The sequence below is a fragment of the Roseibaca calidilacus genome, assembly GCF_001517585.1.
GTDB lineage: Bacteria > Pseudomonadota > Alphaproteobacteria > Rhodobacterales > Rhodobacteraceae > Roseinatronobacter > Roseinatronobacter calidilacus.
The window spans coordinates 936,398-952,403 of record NZ_FBYC01000004.1 but is presented as its reverse complement, the minus strand read 5'-3'; the positions used below and the strand labels follow the sequence as shown (position 1 = coordinate 952,403).

The 16,006-nt window shown below is 62.2% G+C and carries 15 protein-coding genes and 1 riboswitch; of the genes, 1 reads left to right on the top strand and 14 read right to left on the bottom strand.

Features of this window, described 5'->3' with window-relative positions; all coding sequences use genetic code 11:
• Window positions 1-75 precede the first annotated feature (75 nt).
• Complete coding sequence (locus tag AWT76_RS08160) at window positions 76-687, top strand: recombinase family protein (protein ID WP_072245917.1); 612 nt, start codon at window positions 76-78, stop codon at window positions 685-687.
• A gap of 80 nt (window positions 688-767) precedes the next feature.
• Here AWT76_RS08160 and AWT76_RS08155 read toward each other — a convergent pair whose 3' ends face one another.
• The 14 genes from AWT76_RS08155 to AWT76_RS08090 all read right to left on the bottom strand — a co-directional run bounded on the left by AWT76_RS08155 (window position 768) and on the right by AWT76_RS08090 (window position 15,974).
• Entirely contained in the window at window positions 768-2,876 is a 2,109-nt protein-coding gene (locus tag AWT76_RS08155; protein ID WP_072245916.1) for a peptidoglycan -binding protein, read from the bottom strand.
• A gap of 2 nt (window positions 2,877-2,878) precedes the next feature.
• Complete coding sequence (locus AWT76_RS08150) at window positions 2,879-4,069, bottom strand: AAA family ATPase (protein ID WP_072245915.1); 1,191 nt, start codon at window positions 4,067-4,069, stop codon at window positions 2,879-2,881.
• A gap of 163 nt (window positions 4,070-4,232) precedes the next feature.
• On the bottom strand, window positions 4,233-4,634 hold the full coding sequence (locus AWT76_RS08145; RefSeq protein ID WP_072245914.1) for a DUF2852 domain-containing protein: 402 nt from the start codon (window positions 4,632-4,634) through the stop codon (window positions 4,233-4,235).
• Window positions 4,635-4,819: 185 nt separating this feature from the next.
• Entirely contained in the window at window positions 4,820-6,265 is a 1,446-nt protein-coding gene (locus tag AWT76_RS08140; protein ID WP_082700266.1) for a cobyric acid synthase, read from the bottom strand.
• A gap of 286 nt (window positions 6,266-6,551) precedes the next feature.
• A complete protein-coding gene (gene cobO, locus AWT76_RS08135; protein ID WP_072245912.1) occupies window positions 6,552-7,160 on the bottom strand; it encodes a cob(I)yrinic acid a,c-diamide adenosyltransferase in 609 nt (202 codons plus the stop codon).
• Window positions 7,161-7,224: 64 nt separating this feature from the next.
• Window positions 7,225-9,948, bottom strand: a complete 2,724-nt coding sequence (metH, locus tag AWT76_RS08130) for a methionine synthase (RefSeq protein ID WP_072245911.1) — start codon at window positions 9,946-9,948, stop codon at window positions 7,225-7,227.
• Window positions 9,945-10,991, bottom strand: a complete 1,047-nt coding sequence (locus AWT76_RS08125; RefSeq protein WP_072245910.1) for a homocysteine S-methyltransferase family protein — start codon at window positions 10,989-10,991, stop codon at window positions 9,945-9,947. The genes metH and AWT76_RS08125 overlap by 4 nt, the downstream gene beginning before the upstream one ends.
• Window positions 10,992-11,105: 114 nt before the next feature.
• Window positions 11,106-11,408: a hypothetical protein gene (locus AWT76_RS08120; RefSeq protein ID WP_072245909.1), complete on the bottom strand. Its 303-nt coding sequence runs from the start codon at window positions 11,406-11,408 to the stop codon at window positions 11,106-11,108.
• 107 nt (window positions 11,409-11,515) lie between these two features.
• Window positions 11,516-11,716: riboswitch (cobalamin riboswitch) on the bottom strand.
• Window positions 11,717-11,836: 120 nt separating this feature from the next.
• The gene (locus tag AWT76_RS08115) at window positions 11,837-12,247 is read right to left on the bottom strand and encodes a RidA family protein (RefSeq protein ID WP_072245908.1); all 411 of its coding nucleotides are present in this window, start codon (window positions 12,245-12,247) and stop codon (window positions 11,837-11,839) included.
• Window positions 12,244-12,645 carry an acyl-CoA thioesterase gene (locus AWT76_RS08110; RefSeq protein WP_072245907.1) on the bottom strand — a complete coding sequence of 134 codons (402 nt, stop codon included), beginning with the start codon at window positions 12,643-12,645 and terminating at the stop codon, window positions 12,244-12,246. The genes AWT76_RS08115 and AWT76_RS08110 overlap by 4 nt, the downstream gene beginning before the upstream one ends.
• A 2-nt stretch (window positions 12,646-12,647) precedes the next feature.
• Window positions 12,648-13,334, bottom strand: a complete 687-nt coding sequence (locus AWT76_RS08105; RefSeq protein WP_072245906.1) for an ABC transporter ATP-binding protein — start codon at window positions 13,332-13,334, stop codon at window positions 12,648-12,650.
• A complete protein-coding gene (locus AWT76_RS08100) occupies window positions 13,331-14,080 on the bottom strand; it encodes an ABC transporter ATP-binding protein (RefSeq protein WP_072245905.1) in 750 nt (249 codons plus the stop codon). The genes AWT76_RS08105 and AWT76_RS08100 overlap by 4 nt, the downstream gene beginning before the upstream one ends.
• Window positions 14,077-15,057, bottom strand: coding sequence for a branched-chain amino acid ABC transporter permease (locus AWT76_RS08095; protein WP_072245904.1), 981 nt, complete (start codon window positions 15,055-15,057; stop codon window positions 14,077-14,079). Before AWT76_RS08095 ends, AWT76_RS08100 begins: the two co-directional genes overlap by 4 nt.
• Complete coding sequence (locus AWT76_RS08090) at window positions 15,054-15,974, bottom strand: branched-chain amino acid ABC transporter permease (protein WP_072245903.1); 921 nt, start codon at window positions 15,972-15,974, stop codon at window positions 15,054-15,056. The genes AWT76_RS08095 and AWT76_RS08090 overlap by 4 nt, the downstream gene beginning before the upstream one ends.
• Between the last annotated feature and the right edge of the window lie 32 nt (window positions 15,975-16,006).

Below are 16,006 nucleotides of genomic sequence, written 5' to 3'. Positions count from 1 at the left end.
TACTGAATAAGGAATTGTTTTGATGGCTGAAAGCATGCTTCTTTTCAGAACACCTCAAACGAACGTTTGTGAAACATGCTGATCGGCTATGCCCGCGTCTCAAAAGCCGACGGTAGCCAGTCCCTAGACCTGCAGCGGGATGCCTTGATCACAGCGAGCGTGGAAGAAGAACAGATTTACTCAGATCTGGCGTCGGGCAAGAAGGATGACCGATCCGGTCTGGAGGACTGCCTCAAGGCATTGCGTGAGGGGGATGTGCTGGTCGTGTGGAAGCTCGACCGCTTGGGGCGCAGCCTCCACCACCTTGTTAAAACCGTCAGCATGCTGTCCGAGCGTGGCGTCGGCCTCAAGGTTCTAACCGGGCAAGGGGCGCAGATTGACACAACAACTGCGGCAGGACGGCTTTCATTCGGCATCTTTGCCGCTCTCGCCGAATTTGAAAGCGAGTTGATACGCGAACGCACAATGGCCGGGTTACAAGCCGCCCGCGCCCGCGGCCGGAAAGGTGGAAGGAAATTTGCTCTGACAAAAGCGCAGGTGCGAATGGCGCAGGCCGCTATGGCCAGCCGCGACACATCGGTTTCAGAACTTTGTAAGGAATTGGGGGTCAAACCGGTCACACTCTACCGATATGTCGACCCGAACGGCAATCTGCGCGATTACGGGAAACGGGTTCTCACCGCTTAGCGTAGGATTCTGCACTCTCCGGCATCAGACCCCGGATATGTGAGCACAGCCAATGCCGGCGGCCCGCGGAAATGCTTTGCCTATCGCTCGGTCAGTTTCAGTTCAATCCGGCGGTTTTGCGCGCGCGCAGCCGCCGTGTTGGCGGTGTTTACAGGCCGGTATTCCCCGAACCCGGTGGCCGCCAGCCGATCGGGCGGAAAGCCAAGCTCTTCGGTCATGAAACGCACCACAGACAGCGCCCGCGCTTGGCTCAACTCCCAGTTATCGGCAAATTCAGCACCGGGTGACACTGCCAGATTGTCGGTATGCCCATCCACCCGCAAAATCCAGTCGATTTCGGGCGGAATGCGATCCGACACTTCGCGCAAGATTCGCACGACATTGGCAATCTGCCCTTGGCCGGAACTCGACAATTCCGCCGATCCCAATTCGAACAGAACCTCGGAGGAGAACACGAACCGGTCCCCAACCACCTGAATTTCATCGCGTCCTTCCAGCAGATCGCGCAACCGCCCGAAGAATTCCGACTGGAAACGCTCCAACCGTCGGCGTTCTTCCGCTTCCAGATCGGCGCGCGCCTTTTGCTCGGCGGCCAGTTCCGCAAGTGCCAAGTTCAGTTCCGCGCCAAGCGTTTCGATCTGGGTGTCGCTGGCCTCGGCGCGGGCGCGGGCTTCGCCCAGCAGGTCTTGCAACCCGCCGACCTGCCCGCGCAGCGCCGAAACCTGCTGGTTCAGGGCTTCCATCCGGCGCGCATCTTCGGTGCTTGCGGCATCCTGCTCTGCAATCTGCTCGCGCGCGATCGACAACAGCGCAGCAACCCGTTCGCGCTCGCTGATCTCGCGGTCAAGCTCTGCTTGCAGATCGTCCTCGGCCCCGCGCGCGGCGGCCAAAAGAGTCAATGTCTCTTCGGCGCGGGCGCGTTCTTGTTCCAGCGACAGGGTCAGGGCGGTCAGTTCCGCATCCGCTTCGGCCAGACGTTCGCGCAAGGCTTCGGCGGCGGCAAGCTCGGCCAAGCGCGCGCGTTCTTCTTCGGTCAGCGCGCCCTCGGCCTCGGCCAGTTGCCTGCGCAGGGTTTCCGCGGCGGCGGCCTCTGCCAGTTGCGCGCGCTCGGCCTCTGACAGATCGGACCGCAGCCGGTCGATCTGGGCTTGCAACGCGTCCTGTGCGCCGTCGCGGTCCGCTTGCGCTGCGGCCAATTCCTCTGCCCGCGCTTGTGCGGCAATGCGCAAGGCTTCTTCCTCTGTCAGGCGCTCATCGCGCGCGGCAAGCTCTAGGGCCAACTCCTCGGCGCGGGCCAATGCGGCAACGCGCGCGGCTTCTTGCAGCGACAATTCGGATTCGGCTTCGGCCAGTTCGGCGCGTAAACCTTCGCCCGTGGTTTCGGCGTGCGACAAGCGCTCCAGCGTTGCCGTCAGGCGCGATTGCAGGTCTTCTTCGGTGGCAGAGGATTGCGCCAACAAATCCTCTAGCCGCGCGCGTTCGCCCTGCAACTGCGCTTGCGATTCTTCGGCCGTTTGCAGCTCTGCGGCAAGCTGGGCCAGCGACAGTTCCTGCGCTTCGGCCTGTGCCTGCGCCTCTGCCAGCGCGGCTTCTATTGCGTCGGCGCGCGCGGCGGCCAGTCGGGCAGATTCGGTTTCGGCGTCCAACTCGTCGCGCAAACTGGCAAGCGCCAGTTGCAGCGCCTCTTGCTCATCGATCAGGCGGCTTTGCGCGGCTTCCAGGTCGTCGCGTTCGGCACTCAGCGCCGCGCCCTCTGCCAAAGCCGTGTCGCGCGCGGCGATCAGGCTTGCGACCTGCGCTTCAAAATCGGTGATCTGGGTGCGGGCCTCTGCCAAGGCGCTGTCGCGCGCGGCCAGATCACGGTTCAGGCCGGAAATGGTGGCAAGCTGGGCGGCGATCTGCGCTTCGGCACCGCTCAGGTCATCTTGCAGCCCGCTGACCTGCCCTTCCAATGCGCCAACCCGGTCGCGCGACAGGCCAAGCGCATTGGTCAGTTCCGCAACCTCGGCGCTAAGCCCCCGCAACTGCGTGTCTTGCGCGCTGATCGTGTCCCGCAGAACGAATTGCACGATCATGAAAATGGACAGCACGAACATCAGAACCAGCAAAAGCGCCGTCATCGCATCGACGAAACCGGGCCAGATTGCGCCGCTGACATCGCGTTGGTTGCCCCTGCGCGACAAGCCCATGGCTACGCCCCGTCCTTGCGCGCCGCTCCAAAGCCCGACCGCGACAATTGCCGCACAGCTAATGTCAGGGTCGACAGGTCAGAGCGCAGATCGGCGGTGGTTTCCAGCCGCCCGGCCGACAATTCCTCTGAAATGCGCAAAAGCTGGCCATCTATGTTGCGCAGGCGCAAGCGGATCTCGGCATCGGAATGCGGCCCGCCCTGCCCGTCATCGCTTTGGTAATAGCCAAGGATCTGTTCTTGCGCGGTGGCGATCCGCTCTAGCGCGGGGTCGGCCGTGCCCAAGGAACTGCCGGCTAGCCGGTCGATGGCCTCTACCAGCAGGCCAAGTGCCTGATCCAGTTGGGCGCGCTCGGTATCGGCCTGAAGCTGCTGGCGGCGCATGGCTTCCATCTGTTCGGCCATGGAATCGAGCACTTGGACAATCGCGCCCAATTCCTGCCCCTGATCGACATCCCCCCCGGCAAAGCCCAGCCGGGTGATGGAGGACATCCATTCTTCCAACTGGCGGTAAAAACGGTTCTGGCCATGGCCTGCAAAGAGTTCCAGCAAGCCCACGACCAGCGACCCGGCCAGCCCCAACAGCGACGAGGAAAACGCGGTCCCCATCCCGCCCAATTGAGCTTCCAGCCCGGACATGAGGTTTGCAAACACCTCTATCCCGGTCTGGTTGTCATCCGGGGCCAGCGAGCGGATGGTGTCGACCACGGCAGGGACCGTGGTTGCCAACCCGTAGAACGTGCCCAATAGGCCAAGGAAAATCAGCAAGCTGATGATATAGCGGGTGATATCACGCAACTCGTCCAGCCGTGTGGCGACGGAATCAAGTATGGATTGCGCCGATGCAGACCCAATCTGTGCCCCCCTGCCCCGGCCTCTCAGCAACGCGGCAAGCGGCACCAGCAAGCCCGGCGGCACGGTCGCTTCATGCCCCGGACGTTCCGCAGCGAACCCCTCGATCCAGACAATCGAGCGGTTAAGCTGAATCACCTGCCAAAAGGTCGCCAGCACGCCTATGACGAAGACGAAGAAGATCACACCATTCAGCCAGACATTGGCCAGAAAGATGCCCGACACGCGCGGATAGGCAAAATAGGACCCCAGCGCCACCAGACCGATCACCAGCCACATCAAGACGATCTGGCGCACGGGCCGCGAAAACTGTGTTTTTGTCCCGAACTGGGAGCGCGCCATGTCGGTTTGCCTTGTTGCCTGCCTGTTGGGCGGACCTTACGGCGGCAACCTACCCCTGCCAACCACCCTTTGCAGCCGAATGCGCAGAATATTGTGTGCTGCGGCGCAAGGACCACAACGCGAAAACCGCCCCGAATGGGGCGGTCGCCTGGGTCAGCTTGGTTCAGAGCGGTGCGGAAACATCGCGTGTTTCGGCGTCGCGTTGTTTGCGATTGTCGGCCATGAACTGGTCGAATTCCGCCTTGTCCTTGGCCTCGCGCAGGCGGGTCAGGAACGCGTCAAAGGCGGCCTGTTCATCTTCCAGACGGCGCAGCGTGTCAGCCTTGTAGGCATCGAACGCGCTGTTGCCGGACGATTTGCCCGCGCCGCCGATAGCATAAGATTTGCGGCAAGATGATTTGAACATGTGTTTCCCCCAGATCATGTAGGCAAGAATTGCAAGGCCGATCGGCCAGAACAGGATAAAGCCCAGAACCATTGCGGCAATCCAAGCCGGTTTTCCGTAGCCATCAAGCCAGAGTTCCGCGCGGCGAAACCAGTTTGACGGTGCTGCAAGCGTTGTCATGTCGTCCCCTTCTCAAAATTAAGCCATGCCTTGGTGTGAATGTTATTCACATTAACATACTTGGGGAAAACACGCCACGGTTCAAGAGATTCTTGCAAAAAATATCATGCGCCGCCGAAAGAAACATGCCGCCGCAGTCAAGCGTTCAGTTGCAGGGCAAGTCGCCGCGCACGGGAAAACAGGGATCAACGCGCGACAGCCAGCAAGCCGTCTACATCCAGCGCTTCCTCCAGATGGTCGGCCAGCGCATCCAGCGTGGCCTCGACCGTCGCCTCGAACCCAATGTCAGACCGCGCCACCCCAAAGCCGCCCAGCCATGCGGCACGGAACGCATCGGTAGCAAACATTCCATGCAGGTAGGTTCCAGCCACGCGCCCATCCGCGCTGACCGCCCCTTCCGGCCCCCCGGCAAGCGTGGCGAAGGGGCGCGCCTGATCTTCGCCGCATGTGCGGCCCATATGCATCTCATACCCTTGCAGCGGCTGCCCGCTGCCCAGATGCACCCCCTGCACACGGGACAGGCATTTATCGCCCGCCATGACGGTGTCGACCTGCAACAGCCCAAGACCGGGCGTCGTGCCGGGCGGGCCATCCACCCCGTCTGGGTCGGCCACGGTCCGGCCCAGCATCTGATAGCCGCCGCATATGCCCAGAATATGCCCCCCGCGCCGAGAATGCGCCAAAAGGTCCAGATCCCACCCTTGCGCCCGCAAAAATGCCAAATCGGCGCGGGTGGATTTGGTTCCCGGCAGAATGACCAGATCAGCATCGCCGGGAATGGCGCGGCCCGGACCAAGCATGGTCAGGCGCACCCCCGGTTCTAGCGCCAGCGGGTCCAGATCGTCAAAATTGGCAATCCGTGACAGAGCAAGGCAGACAATATGCAAGCCCGCCGCCCGCGCGGGTGCGCTCAGGTCCAGCGCATCTTCGGCGGGCAGTTTCCACGCATCGGCAAACCACGGGCAAACCCCATAGCCCCGCCAGCCCGTGCGCGCTGCGATCATCTTGTAGCCATCGTCGAACAGACGCGGATCACCCCGAAACCGGTTGATGATAAAGCCTGCGATCTGCGCGGCATCGCCGCGCTCCAACACGGCTTGCGTGCCCACGATCTGAGCGATCACGCCGCCGCGATCAATATCCCCCGCCAGAATTACCGGCACATCGGCGGCGCGGGCAAAGCCCATATTGGCAATGTCATGGGCGCGCAGGTTCACTTCGGCCGGGCTGCCAGCACCTTCGACCAGAATCAGATCATGCTGCCCGCGCAACCGTTTGAAACTTTCCAGCACATAGCCCATCAATCCGGGCTTCAACGCGGCGTAATCCGCCGCGCGCGTGCTGGTCAAACGCTTCCCCTGAACGATGACCTGCGCGCCGGTCTCAGATTCCGGCTTCAACAGCACCGGATTCATGTCGACCACCGGCTCCAGCCCCGCCGCGCGCGCCTGAAGCGCCTGCGCGCGCCCGATCTCACCACCGTCGGCGGTCACAGCCGCGTTATTCGACATGTTCTGCGGCTTGAACGGGGCCACGGACAGCCCGCGCCGCCGCGCCGCACGGCACAGCCCCGCCACCAGCAGCGATTTTCCGACATTGCTGCCGGTGCCTTGAATCATCAAAGCGGTCACGGCAACATCCCACAACTTGCGCGGAGCGGCTGACATGCGCCTCCGGCGGGGATATTTTTGCAAGGATGAATAGGATCGGAGCGCCAAAAGCCGGGTCGGCACCGCGCCCTGGGCCGGGGAACCGGGGAGGACGCGGTGCTTTCACCCTTGGCGGCCATCGGGATCCCTCCCTGTGCCGCAACTCCAACCTGGCCCAAAATGGTAAACAAAGCCTTTTCATCCTTGGAAAAATATCCTGGGGGAGTTGCGCGGCACGCGCGGCGGGGGCAAAGCCCCCTGCAACGGATCAGAATTCGATGCCCTTCTGGGCTTTCACGCCATCCTTGAACGGGTGTTTGAGAAGCGTCATCTCGGTCACAAGATCGGCGGCTTCCAGCAATTCCGGCTTGGCGTTGCGCCCGGTCAGGCAGACATGGGTCATCGGCGGTTTGCGGCTTTGCAGAAAATCGACCACCTCGTCGATATCCAGATAGTCGTAGCGCAGCGCGATATTGATCTCGTCCAGCAACACGAAGCCGATTTCAGGGTCCAAGATCTGTTCTTGGGCAATGCGCCAGCCGTTTTGGGCCGCTGCCACGTCGCGGTCGCGGTCCTGCGTTTCCCATGTAAACCCCTCGCCCGACACGAAAAACCGGCATTCCTTGGCGAACCGTTCGCGCAGGAACATCTTCTCGCCGGTTTCCCATCCGCCCTTGATGAACTGGACAACCGAACACGGAATACCATGCGCGATACAGCGCATGATCATCCCGAACCCGGACGAGGATTTGCCCTTGCCATTGCCGGTATGCACCATGATCAGACCGCGTTCTTCGGTCTTGGTTGCCATGATCTTGTCGCGCGCTTCCTTGATGCGCTTCATCTTCTCGTTATGGCGGCGGGCGATGTCGTCCATAGGCGTTGTCCTTGCGCTGAATGTCCCGATGGATAGCAGCCCCGCGCGCCGCGCGCGAGGGGGGTTATTCGGCCGCGACCGCCTGTCGCGCATTGGGGTCGTAATTCAGCACCGGGGCCAGCCAGCGCTCCGCCTCTGCCATATCCATGCCCTTGCGCGCAGCATAATCGGCAACTTGGTCGCGTTCGACCTTTGCCACGCCAAAATAATAGCTGTCCGGATGCGCCATATACAGCCCCGAAACGGATGATCCCGGCCACATGGCCATGCTTTCGGTCAGCGTGACACCGGTCGCCTCCTCTGCATCAAGCAGCTTGAAAAGCGTGCGCTTTTCGGTGTGGTCGGGTTGCGCAGGGTAGCCCGGCGCCGGGCGAATGCCGGCATAGGGTTCGGCGATCAGCTCTTGCGCGGTGAAGCCTTCGTCCGGCGCATAGCCCCAATAATCGCGGCGCACGCGGGCGTGCAGCGCCTCTGCCATGGCCTCTGCCATGCGGTCGGCCAAGGCTTTGACCATGATGGCGGCGTAATTGTCATTCGCGCGGTCGAAGCGCGCGGCGATCTCGACCTCTTCGGGGCCGGCGGTCACGACAAAGCCGCCGATATGGTCGGGCGTGCCAAGCGGCGCCACGAAATCCGACAAGGCCAGGTTTGGCCGCCCGGCCCGCTTGCTATGCTGTTGGCGCAGCGTATGGAACGTGGCCAGTTCCGTGCTGCGGCTGTCATCGGCGAACAGGCGAATATCATCGCCCACCGTATTGGCGGGCCAGAACCCGACCACCGCGCGCGGGGTGAACCATTTCTCGGCAATAATGCGGTTCAGCATGTCTTGCGCGTCGGCCAGCAGCGCGCGCGCGGCGTCGCCTTGTTTCGGGTCGTCAAGGATTTTGGGATAAACCCCTTTCATTTCCCAAGTCTGGAAGAAAGGCGTCCAGTCTATATATTCGGCCAGTTCGGCCAGATCCCAATCATCGATCACGCGTGTGCCGGTGAATTTGGGCGCGGTAGGGTGGTAGCTGTCCCAATCCAGCCGCAGCGGGTTGGCGCGGGCCTTGGCCAGCGGCAGACGGTCTTTCGCGGCCTCGGCGCGTTCGTGCCGGGCGGTCACTTCGGCATATTCGGTGCGGATGCCATCCACAAACCCGGCCTTATTCGCGGGTGACAACAGGTTGCTGACCACCCCCACGGCGCGGCTGGCATCCAGCACATAGACCGCAGGGCCGGAATAGCGCGGCGCGATCTTGACCGCGGTATGCACCTTGGACGTGGTCGCCCCGCCAATCAGAAGCGGCAGGTCCATGCCTTCGCGCTCCATCTCGGACGCCAAGTGCACCATCTCGTCCAGCGAGGGCGTAATCAGCCCTGACAGACCGATCACATCGACCTTTTCGTCGCGCGCCACTTGCAAAATCTTTTGCGGCGGCACCATCACGCCAAGATCGATCACATCGAAATTATTGCAGGCCAGCACGACGCCGACAATGTTCTTGCCAATGTCATGCACATCGCCCTTGACCGTTGCCATCAGGATCTTGCCCGCGGATTGCCGCCCGGTGCCGCCATTCAGGCGCTTTTCTTCTTCCATATAGGGCAGCAGAACGGCCACGGCCTGTTTCATGACACGGGCGGATTTCACCACCTGCGGCAAGAACATCTTGCCCGCGCCGAACAGATCGCCCACCACGTTCATACCCGCCATCAGCGGCCCTTCGATCACATCAAGCGGGCGCGTGGCAGCTTGCCGCGCTTCTTCGGTGTCGGCGTCGATGAATTCCGTAATGCCGTTGACCAGTGCATGTTCCAGCCGCTTGTCAATCGGCCACTCGCGCCATGCCAGATCGCGCACGCGCTCTTCGCGTTTGCCGCCCTTGAAGCGGTCGGCAAGGTCCAAAAGGTTCTCGGTCGCGGTGCCGCCGGATTTGGGCTGGCGGTTCAGCACCACATCTTCGCAAGCCTCGCGTAGATCAGGGTCGATCTGGTCATAGACCGCCAGTTGGCCCGCGTTGACAATGCCCATATCCATGCCCGCGCGGATGGCGTGATACAGGAAGACCGCATGCATCGCCTCGCGCACCGTGTCATTGCCGCGAAACGAAAAGGACAGGTTCGACACGCCGCCCGACACATGCGCGTGGGGCAGGTTTTCGCGTATCCAGCGCGTCGCATTGATGAAATCGACACCGTAATTGTCGTGTTCCTCGATGCCCGTGGCGACAGCAAAGATGTTCGGGTCGAAAATGATGTCTTCGGGCGGAAAGCCCAACTCTTCAGTCAAGATACGGTAGGCGCGCGCGCAGATCTCTGTCTTGCGGGCGAAAGTATCGGCTTGGCCCTGCTCGTCAAACGCCATGACCACGACCGCCGCGCCATAGGCCAGACACAGCCCCGCCTGTTCGCGGAACTGGTCTTCGCCTTCCTTCATGGAAATGGAATTGACCACCGATTTGCCCTGCACGCATTGCAGGCCGGCTTCGATCACCTCCCATTTAGAGCTGTCGATCATGATCGGCACGCGCGCGATGTCGGGTTCGGCGGCGACAAGGTTCAGGAACTCGACCATTGCCTTTTTGCTGTCGATCAGCCCTTCATCCATGTTCACATCGATGATCTGCGCGCCGTTCTCGACCTGCTCGCGCGCGACATCCAGCGCGGTGGCGTAGTCGCGATTCACGATCAGCTTGCGGAACTTGGCAGAGCCGGTGACATTGGTGCGCTCGCCCACATTCACAAACGGAATATCGGGCGTCAGCACGAAGGGTTCCAGACCAGATAGTCGCAAATAACGGGTCATGCGGGCACCTCTCTAGGGGCATAGGGGGCAACGGCGTCGGCAATCGCGCGGATGTGGTCGGGCGTGGTGCCGCAGCAGCCGCCCACCACATTGACCAACCCGTCACGGGCAAAGCCGCCGACAAGGGCGGCGGTTTGCTCGGGCGTTTCGTCATAACCGCCAAAGGCATTGGGCAGCCCGGCATTGGGGTAAGCGCAGGTGAATGTGTCGGCCACACCGGCAATCTCGGCCAGATGCGGGCGCATCAGGTCGGCCCCCAGCGCGCAATTCAGCCCCACGGTAAAGGGCCGCGCATGGGCGACCGAATGCCAAAAGGCGGTGGGCGTCTGCCCCGACAGCGTGCGGCCCGATGCATCGGTAATCGTGCCCGAAATCATCAGCGGCAAGCGCTGGCCGATTTTCTGGAACACCTCGAACGCCGCAAATATCGCGGCCTTGGCGTTGAGCGTGTCGAAAATGGTTTCAATCAGGATAATATCGGCGCCGCCTTCGATCAGCCCTTCCATCTGCTGCCCGTAAGCGCGGCGCAGATCGTCAAATGTGACTGCGCGAAACCCGGGATCGTTTACATCGGGGCTGATGGACGCGGTGCGGTTCGTTGGCCCCACGGCCCCGGCCACGAAGCGGCGCTTGCCATCCGCGGCCTGCGCCCGGTCCGCCGCGCGCCGCGCGACCTGCGCGCCCGCCACGCTTAGATCATGGATCGCGCCTTCCAGCCCGTAATCAGCCTGTGCAATGGTGGTGCCGGAAAACGTGTTGGTTTCCAGAATATCCGCACCCGCCATGGCGAATTGGTAATGGATATCTTCGATCGCGTCAGGCTTGGTCAACACCAGCAGGTCGTTATTGCCCTGTTGCGGGTGGTCGGTGTGGTGGCGGCAAGTGGGGCCATGGATATGGCCGCCGCCCGCGTAATCCTCTTCCGACAGGCCAAGGGTCTGGATCATCGTGCCCATGGCCCCGTCCAGCACCAGAATGCGTTCGCTGACCAAAGCGCGCAATTCTGCCAGAACGGGCGAGTCGTGCAGGGCAACATCTTTCATCGGGTCTGTTCTTCCATGCCTGAGGGTTCGGGCAGGATATAGCCTTGCCCGAACCCGGAAAAAACCGAATGATTTTCACCCAGACTATGAATTCAATTCATATTCAGGGCCGGATCACATAACCGCGCGCCGCCCTTTGGCGCCGCCGCGCCGTTGTTTGGACGGCAAGATCAAAGTCAGCGGCTGCGCGGGATTGCGCGTGCTTTCCACCAATAGCTCGCAAAACACCGCCAGCGCCGGGGATTCGCGCAGATAGGGTTTTGCGGCGGCATAGGCGCGCATGGCCTCTGCTTGGTAACTGGCAAAACCGGGCAAACTGCCCAGCCATTGCAAATAGCCCAGATGGCCCAATTCGCGGGCGCGCTTGGGCGGCAGCCCCGTGGTTCGAAGTTGCAGGATCGTGTGGTTTAACAGCATAGCGCCCTCCGCGCATGAGGACGGCCTGCCAAAGGGGTCGGGCGCGCGCGCCGATGTCTGACCCCCGAGGCACCCCGCCCGGTTCCAACAAACGCCCTGTTGCGGCATGCAACGGGGCGGTGATGGCAGGTCTCCTGACTTGCGGCTCAACGCGCCCCCAACCCTTCCCGGCGCAAGGCCAGTGGTCATGTCGGGGGTGCTTGCCGCTTACAGTTGCGGGGGCAGTCATGGACTAGGGGCAAGCCCGCACCATGTTCCCTTTTCAGCCAACCCCACCGGGGCCGGGCACCATCAGGGGTAGAGTGGCCCGTTGCGCAAGCTTTGTCCAGAGTGCATCGCGTTCATTTGCATTCACGCGCCACACTCCAGCCTTTTATGACCGCATGTCTACTTGCGCAAAACCGGGAACCACTTTTGCGCGACATGCTTTAGCGGTTTTCTGCGGCTGCAATATGGGCGGTGGCCTCAATCTCGACCAAGGCGGCATCCTCGACCAGCCCGGCCACAACAACCATCGACATGGCGGGGAAATGCTTGCCCATCACCTCGCGGTAGGCGCGGCCCACCTCGGCCTGACGCGCAAGATATTCGCGCTTGTCGGTGACAAACCATGTCAGGCGGGTAATGTCGCTGGCCTGGCCGCCCGCGGCTTCGACAATCGCCACGATATTGGCCAAAGCCTGCCGCATCTGGCCCACGAAATCATTGGCAACGAACCGCTGATCGCCGTCCCAGCCGATCTGCCCGCCAATGTGCAAAACGCCGTCACGCGTAAGCATACCGTTGGCATAGCCCTTGGCAGGCAGCCAGCCGCTCGGTTGGATGGTTTTATGCGTCATGTCGGGTCTTTCACTTGCTCTAGCGTCGCGGCCACGCGTGCGGGCCATGCATTGGGGCGGCCTGCCGCATCCACATTGACCAGCGTGGCGCGGTGGGTGAACCTTGTTTGCCCAGCGCAGCGCGCAACAATGCCATAGCCGCAGGACGTGCGGCCAAGTGCTGTGATCCGCATTTCCAGCACCAGCGCATCGCCATGGCGCGAGGGCGCGAGGAATTCAGTGTCGATGGCGCGGGTCGGCACGGCCCCGGCCCCATGCATGGCCTCAAACGGCCAATCCAGCACATCGGCAAAGAAGGCTTCCACGCAATCATTGACCATCTCATAGTAGCGCGGGAAAAACACGATCCCGGCGGGGTCGCAATGCTTGAACAGAACCTTCTGGTGAAATTCATACATGCCTAGACACCCACATATTGCTCGGTGACATCGGCGCTCAGGTCTTCCATGGCGCCAGACCAGACGGTCTTGCCGCGCGCGATGATCGCGGCGCTGTCAGCCACCTGCGCCAGTTCCGACAGCGTCTTGTCAATGACAAGGATCGACATGCCGCTGTCGCGTTTCAGCGCGGCGATGGTGCCCCAGATCTCGGCCCGGATCAGGGGGGCCAGCCCCTCGGTGGCCTCGTCGAGGATCAGCAGGCGCGGATTGGTCATCAGCGCGCGGCCAATGGCCAGCATCTGCTGTTCGCCCCCCGACAGTGATGCCGCGCGCTGCCCCAACCGTTCGCCCAAGCGCGGCAGAAACCGGGTGACGCGCTCCAATGTCCAATGACCGGGGCGCGCGGCGGCGATCAGGTTTTCAGCCACGCTCAGGCTGGCAAAACAGCGCCGCCCTTCCGGCACCAGCCCAAGGCCAAGGCGCGCGGCACGGAAACTGGGAAGAACATGCAGGTTTTGGCCGGAAAATTCCAGCCTGCCCTGCGACGGGATCATCCGGCAAATGGCCTTGACGGTGGTGGTCTTGCCCATGCCATTGCGGCCCATCAGCGCCAGAACCTCGCCCTCGGCCAGCGTGAAATCCACCCCGAACAAGGCTTGCGAGGCGCCGTAACGGGCAGTCAGGTTTTCGACCCGCAGCAATGTCATGCGCTTTCCCCCAGATAGGCGTCGCGCACTTCTGGGTTGGTGCGGATGTCATCAACCGACCCGGTGGCGATGATACGCCCGTAAACCAGCACGCTGATGCGGTCGGCCAGTGCAAACACCGCATCCATGTCATGTTCCACCAGCAGGATCGGGGCCTGATCGCGCAACCCGTCCAGAAAGCCGGTCAGGGTCTTGGACCCTTCCGCGCCAAGGCCTGCCATGGGTTCGTCCATGACAAAGGCGCGCGGGTCAAGGGTTAGGGCCACGGCGACCTCCAACTGGCGGCGCTGGCCGTGGCTAAGTGCTGCGGTGCGGGTCTGCCTGTTGTCTTGCAGGCCGACGCGTTCCAAGGCGGCCTCGGCGCGGTCGCGCAAGGCGCGGTCGCCCATGACAGGTGCCAAGAACCGCCAAGGCCGCCCGCTGGCCCCCAGCGCGCCCAGCATCACGTTTTCCAGCACGCTGTCTTCCATTGCCAGCGCCGAAATCTGAAAGGTCCGCCCAAGCCCCTTGCGTGCCCGCGCGGCGGTGCTGAGTGCGGTCACGTCCTGCCCTTGCAGCAGCACTTGCCCCGCATCGGGCCGCAGACCGCCGCAGATCTGGTGAATGAGCGTCGATTTGCCCGCGCCATTTGGGCCGATCACAGCATGGATTTCGCCCGCGCGCAGGTCTATGGACACGCTATCGCTGGCCTTCAGGCTGCCGAAGGATTTGGAAATACCACGGGTTTCCAGAATGGTCTGGGTCATGATTGCCCCTTCGGTCCACAAACCAGCCCGATCACGCCGCCGCGCGCGAACAGCACGACGCCCAGCAAGATCGCCCCCAGCGCGATATGCCAATGCGTGGTGAACCCGCCCAGAACATGTTCCAGCGTAACAAACAGCATCGCACCGACCACCGGCCCCATCAGGCGGCCCACACCGCCAAGGATAATCAACACGATCAATTCACCCGACAGATGCCACGAAAACATGGACGGGCTGACAAAGCGGTTCAGGTCGGCAAACAGCGCCCCTGCCAGCCCGGTGATCGCGCCCGAGATGACAAAGGCCACCAGTTTCAGGCGCGCGGGGTCCAGCCCCACGGTCTGCACCCGCACCGGCACTTGCCGCGCTGCGTTCAGCGCAAGGCCAAAGGGCGATGCCACCAGCCGCGCGTTCAGCCATAGCGCCAGCAGAAGCGCGGCAAAGCAGATGCTGAAAAACTGGATCGGCACCAGCGTGTCCAGGCCGGGAAAATCGTTGCGGATATAGATGGATATCCCGTCCTCGCCGCCATAGCGCGACCATGAAATGGCGAAGTAATAGAACATTTGCGCGAAAGCGAGGGTAATCATGATGAAATACACCCCGCTGGTGCGCAGGCTTAGCAGCCCGATAAGCAGCGCCACGAAGGCTGACAGGACCACCGCCACCAGCCAGATAATGGGCATGGATTTCGTGCCGTCGAACACCATGAAACCCAGATCCAGCGGCATGAAATTTTGCGCATGGAACGCCAGAATGCCCATGCTATAGCCGCCGATCCCGAAAAACGCGGCATGGCCAAAACTGACCAACCCGCCCCAGCCAAGGGCAATGTTCAGCCCCACGGCGGCCAGCGCCAGAATGGCCGCGCGGGTGGCAAGGGTTATGATGAAGGGCTCATCCAGCAGCAGCGCGCAGAGCGGCACCGCCAGCAGCCCGGCCAAAAGCGCGGCGTTCAGGTAGCTTTCGCGGATCATGCGCGCGCTCCCATCAGGCCGGTGGGGCGGAAGATCAGCACAAGGCTCATCAATATATAGACTGCCATATTGGCCAAGGATGCGCCCAAGGACATGGCCGTGGCCGGGTCCAGAAACAGCCGAAACAGCACCGGCAGGAACACGCTGCCCAAAGTTTGCGTCAGCCCCACAAGGATTGCGCCGATAAACGCCCCCTTGATGGACCCGATGCCGCCGATCACAATCGTGACGAAGGCCAAGATCAGCACGGGTTCCCCCATGCCCACCTGCACCGACTGGATCGCGCCTACAAGTGCGCCAGCCAGCCCCGCAAGGGCGGCCCCCAGCGCGAAGATCAGCGTGTAAAGCCTTGATATATCGACACCAAGGGCGGCAATCATCTCTCGGTCATTTTCGCCCGCGCGAATCTGGATGCCGATGCGCGTGCGCTCTATCAGCAGCCACAAAGCCATGGCAACCGCCAGCCCTGCCCCGATCAGCGCCAAGCGGTAAAGCGGGTATTGAATGCCGCCGGGCAGCGTGACCGGGCCAGACAGCCAGCTTGGGATGTCCAAGTATAGCGGGAACGACCCGAAGATCAGCCGCGTGCCTTCGGAAAAGATCAGGATCAGCGCGAAGGTCGCCAGAACTTGGTCCAGATGGTCGGCGGCATATAGGCGGCGAATGACCAGCGTTTCCACCAGAACGCCCGCCGCCGCCGCCGCCACGAGCGCCGCCAGCAGCGCCAGCAGGAATGACCCGGTCGCGCCCGCCACGGCGGCGGCAGCAAAGGCCCCCACCATGTAAAGCGAGCCATGCGCAAGGTTAATCAGCCCCATGACGCCGAAAATCAGCGTCAGGCCCGCTGCCATCAAAAACAGCATGACGCCCGATTGCAGGCCGTTCAGGACCTGTTCGATGACAAGGATGGTGGACATGGGAACCTTTCCAGCAGGACTGGCGGCAAGGA

Coding starts and splice junctions, on each gene's coding strand:
- AWT76_RS08160 (WP_072245917.1), top strand. CDS start 76: ATGCTGATCGGCTATGCCCGCGTCTCAAAAGCCGACGGTAGCCAGTCC.
- AWT76_RS08155 (WP_072245916.1), bottom strand. CDS start 2,876: ATGGGCTTGTCGCGCAGGGGCAACCAACGCGATGTCAGCGGCGCAATC.
- AWT76_RS08150 (WP_072245915.1), bottom strand. CDS start 4,069: ATGGCGCGCTCCCAGTTCGGGACAAAAACACAGTTTTCGCGGCCCGTG.
- AWT76_RS08145 (WP_072245914.1), bottom strand. CDS start 4,634: ATGACAACGCTTGCAGCACCGTCAAACTGGTTTCGCCGCGCGGAACTC.
- cobO (WP_072245912.1), bottom strand. CDS start 7,160: ATGGACGACATCGCCCGCCGCCATAACGAGAAGATGAAGCGCATCAAG.
- metH (WP_072245911.1), bottom strand. CDS start 9,948: ATGACCCGTTATTTGCGACTATCTGGTCTGGAACCCTTCGTGCTGACG.
- AWT76_RS08125 (WP_072245910.1), bottom strand. CDS start 10,991: ATGAAAGATGTTGCCCTGCACGACTCGCCCGTTCTGGCAGAATTGCGC.
- AWT76_RS08120 (WP_072245909.1), bottom strand. CDS start 11,408: ATGCTGTTAAACCACACGATCCTGCAACTTCGAACCACGGGGCTGCCG.
- AWT76_RS08115 (WP_072245908.1), bottom strand. CDS start 12,247: ATGACGCATAAAACCATCCAACCGAGCGGCTGGCTGCCTGCCAAGGGC.
- AWT76_RS08110 (WP_072245907.1), bottom strand. CDS start 12,645: ATGTATGAATTTCACCAGAAGGTTCTGTTCAAGCATTGCGACCCCGCC.
- AWT76_RS08105 (WP_072245906.1), bottom strand. CDS start 13,334: ATGACATTGCTGCGGGTCGAAAACCTGACTGCCCGTTACGGCGCCTCG.
- AWT76_RS08100 (WP_072245905.1), bottom strand. CDS start 14,080: ATGACCCAGACCATTCTGGAAACCCGTGGTATTTCCAAATCCTTCGGC.
- AWT76_RS08095 (WP_072245904.1), bottom strand. CDS start 15,057: ATGATCCGCGAAAGCTACCTGAACGCCGCGCTTTTGGCCGGGCTGCTG.
- AWT76_RS08090 (WP_072245903.1), bottom strand. CDS start 15,974: ATGTCCACCATCCTTGTCATCGAACAGGTCCTGAACGGCCTGCAATCG.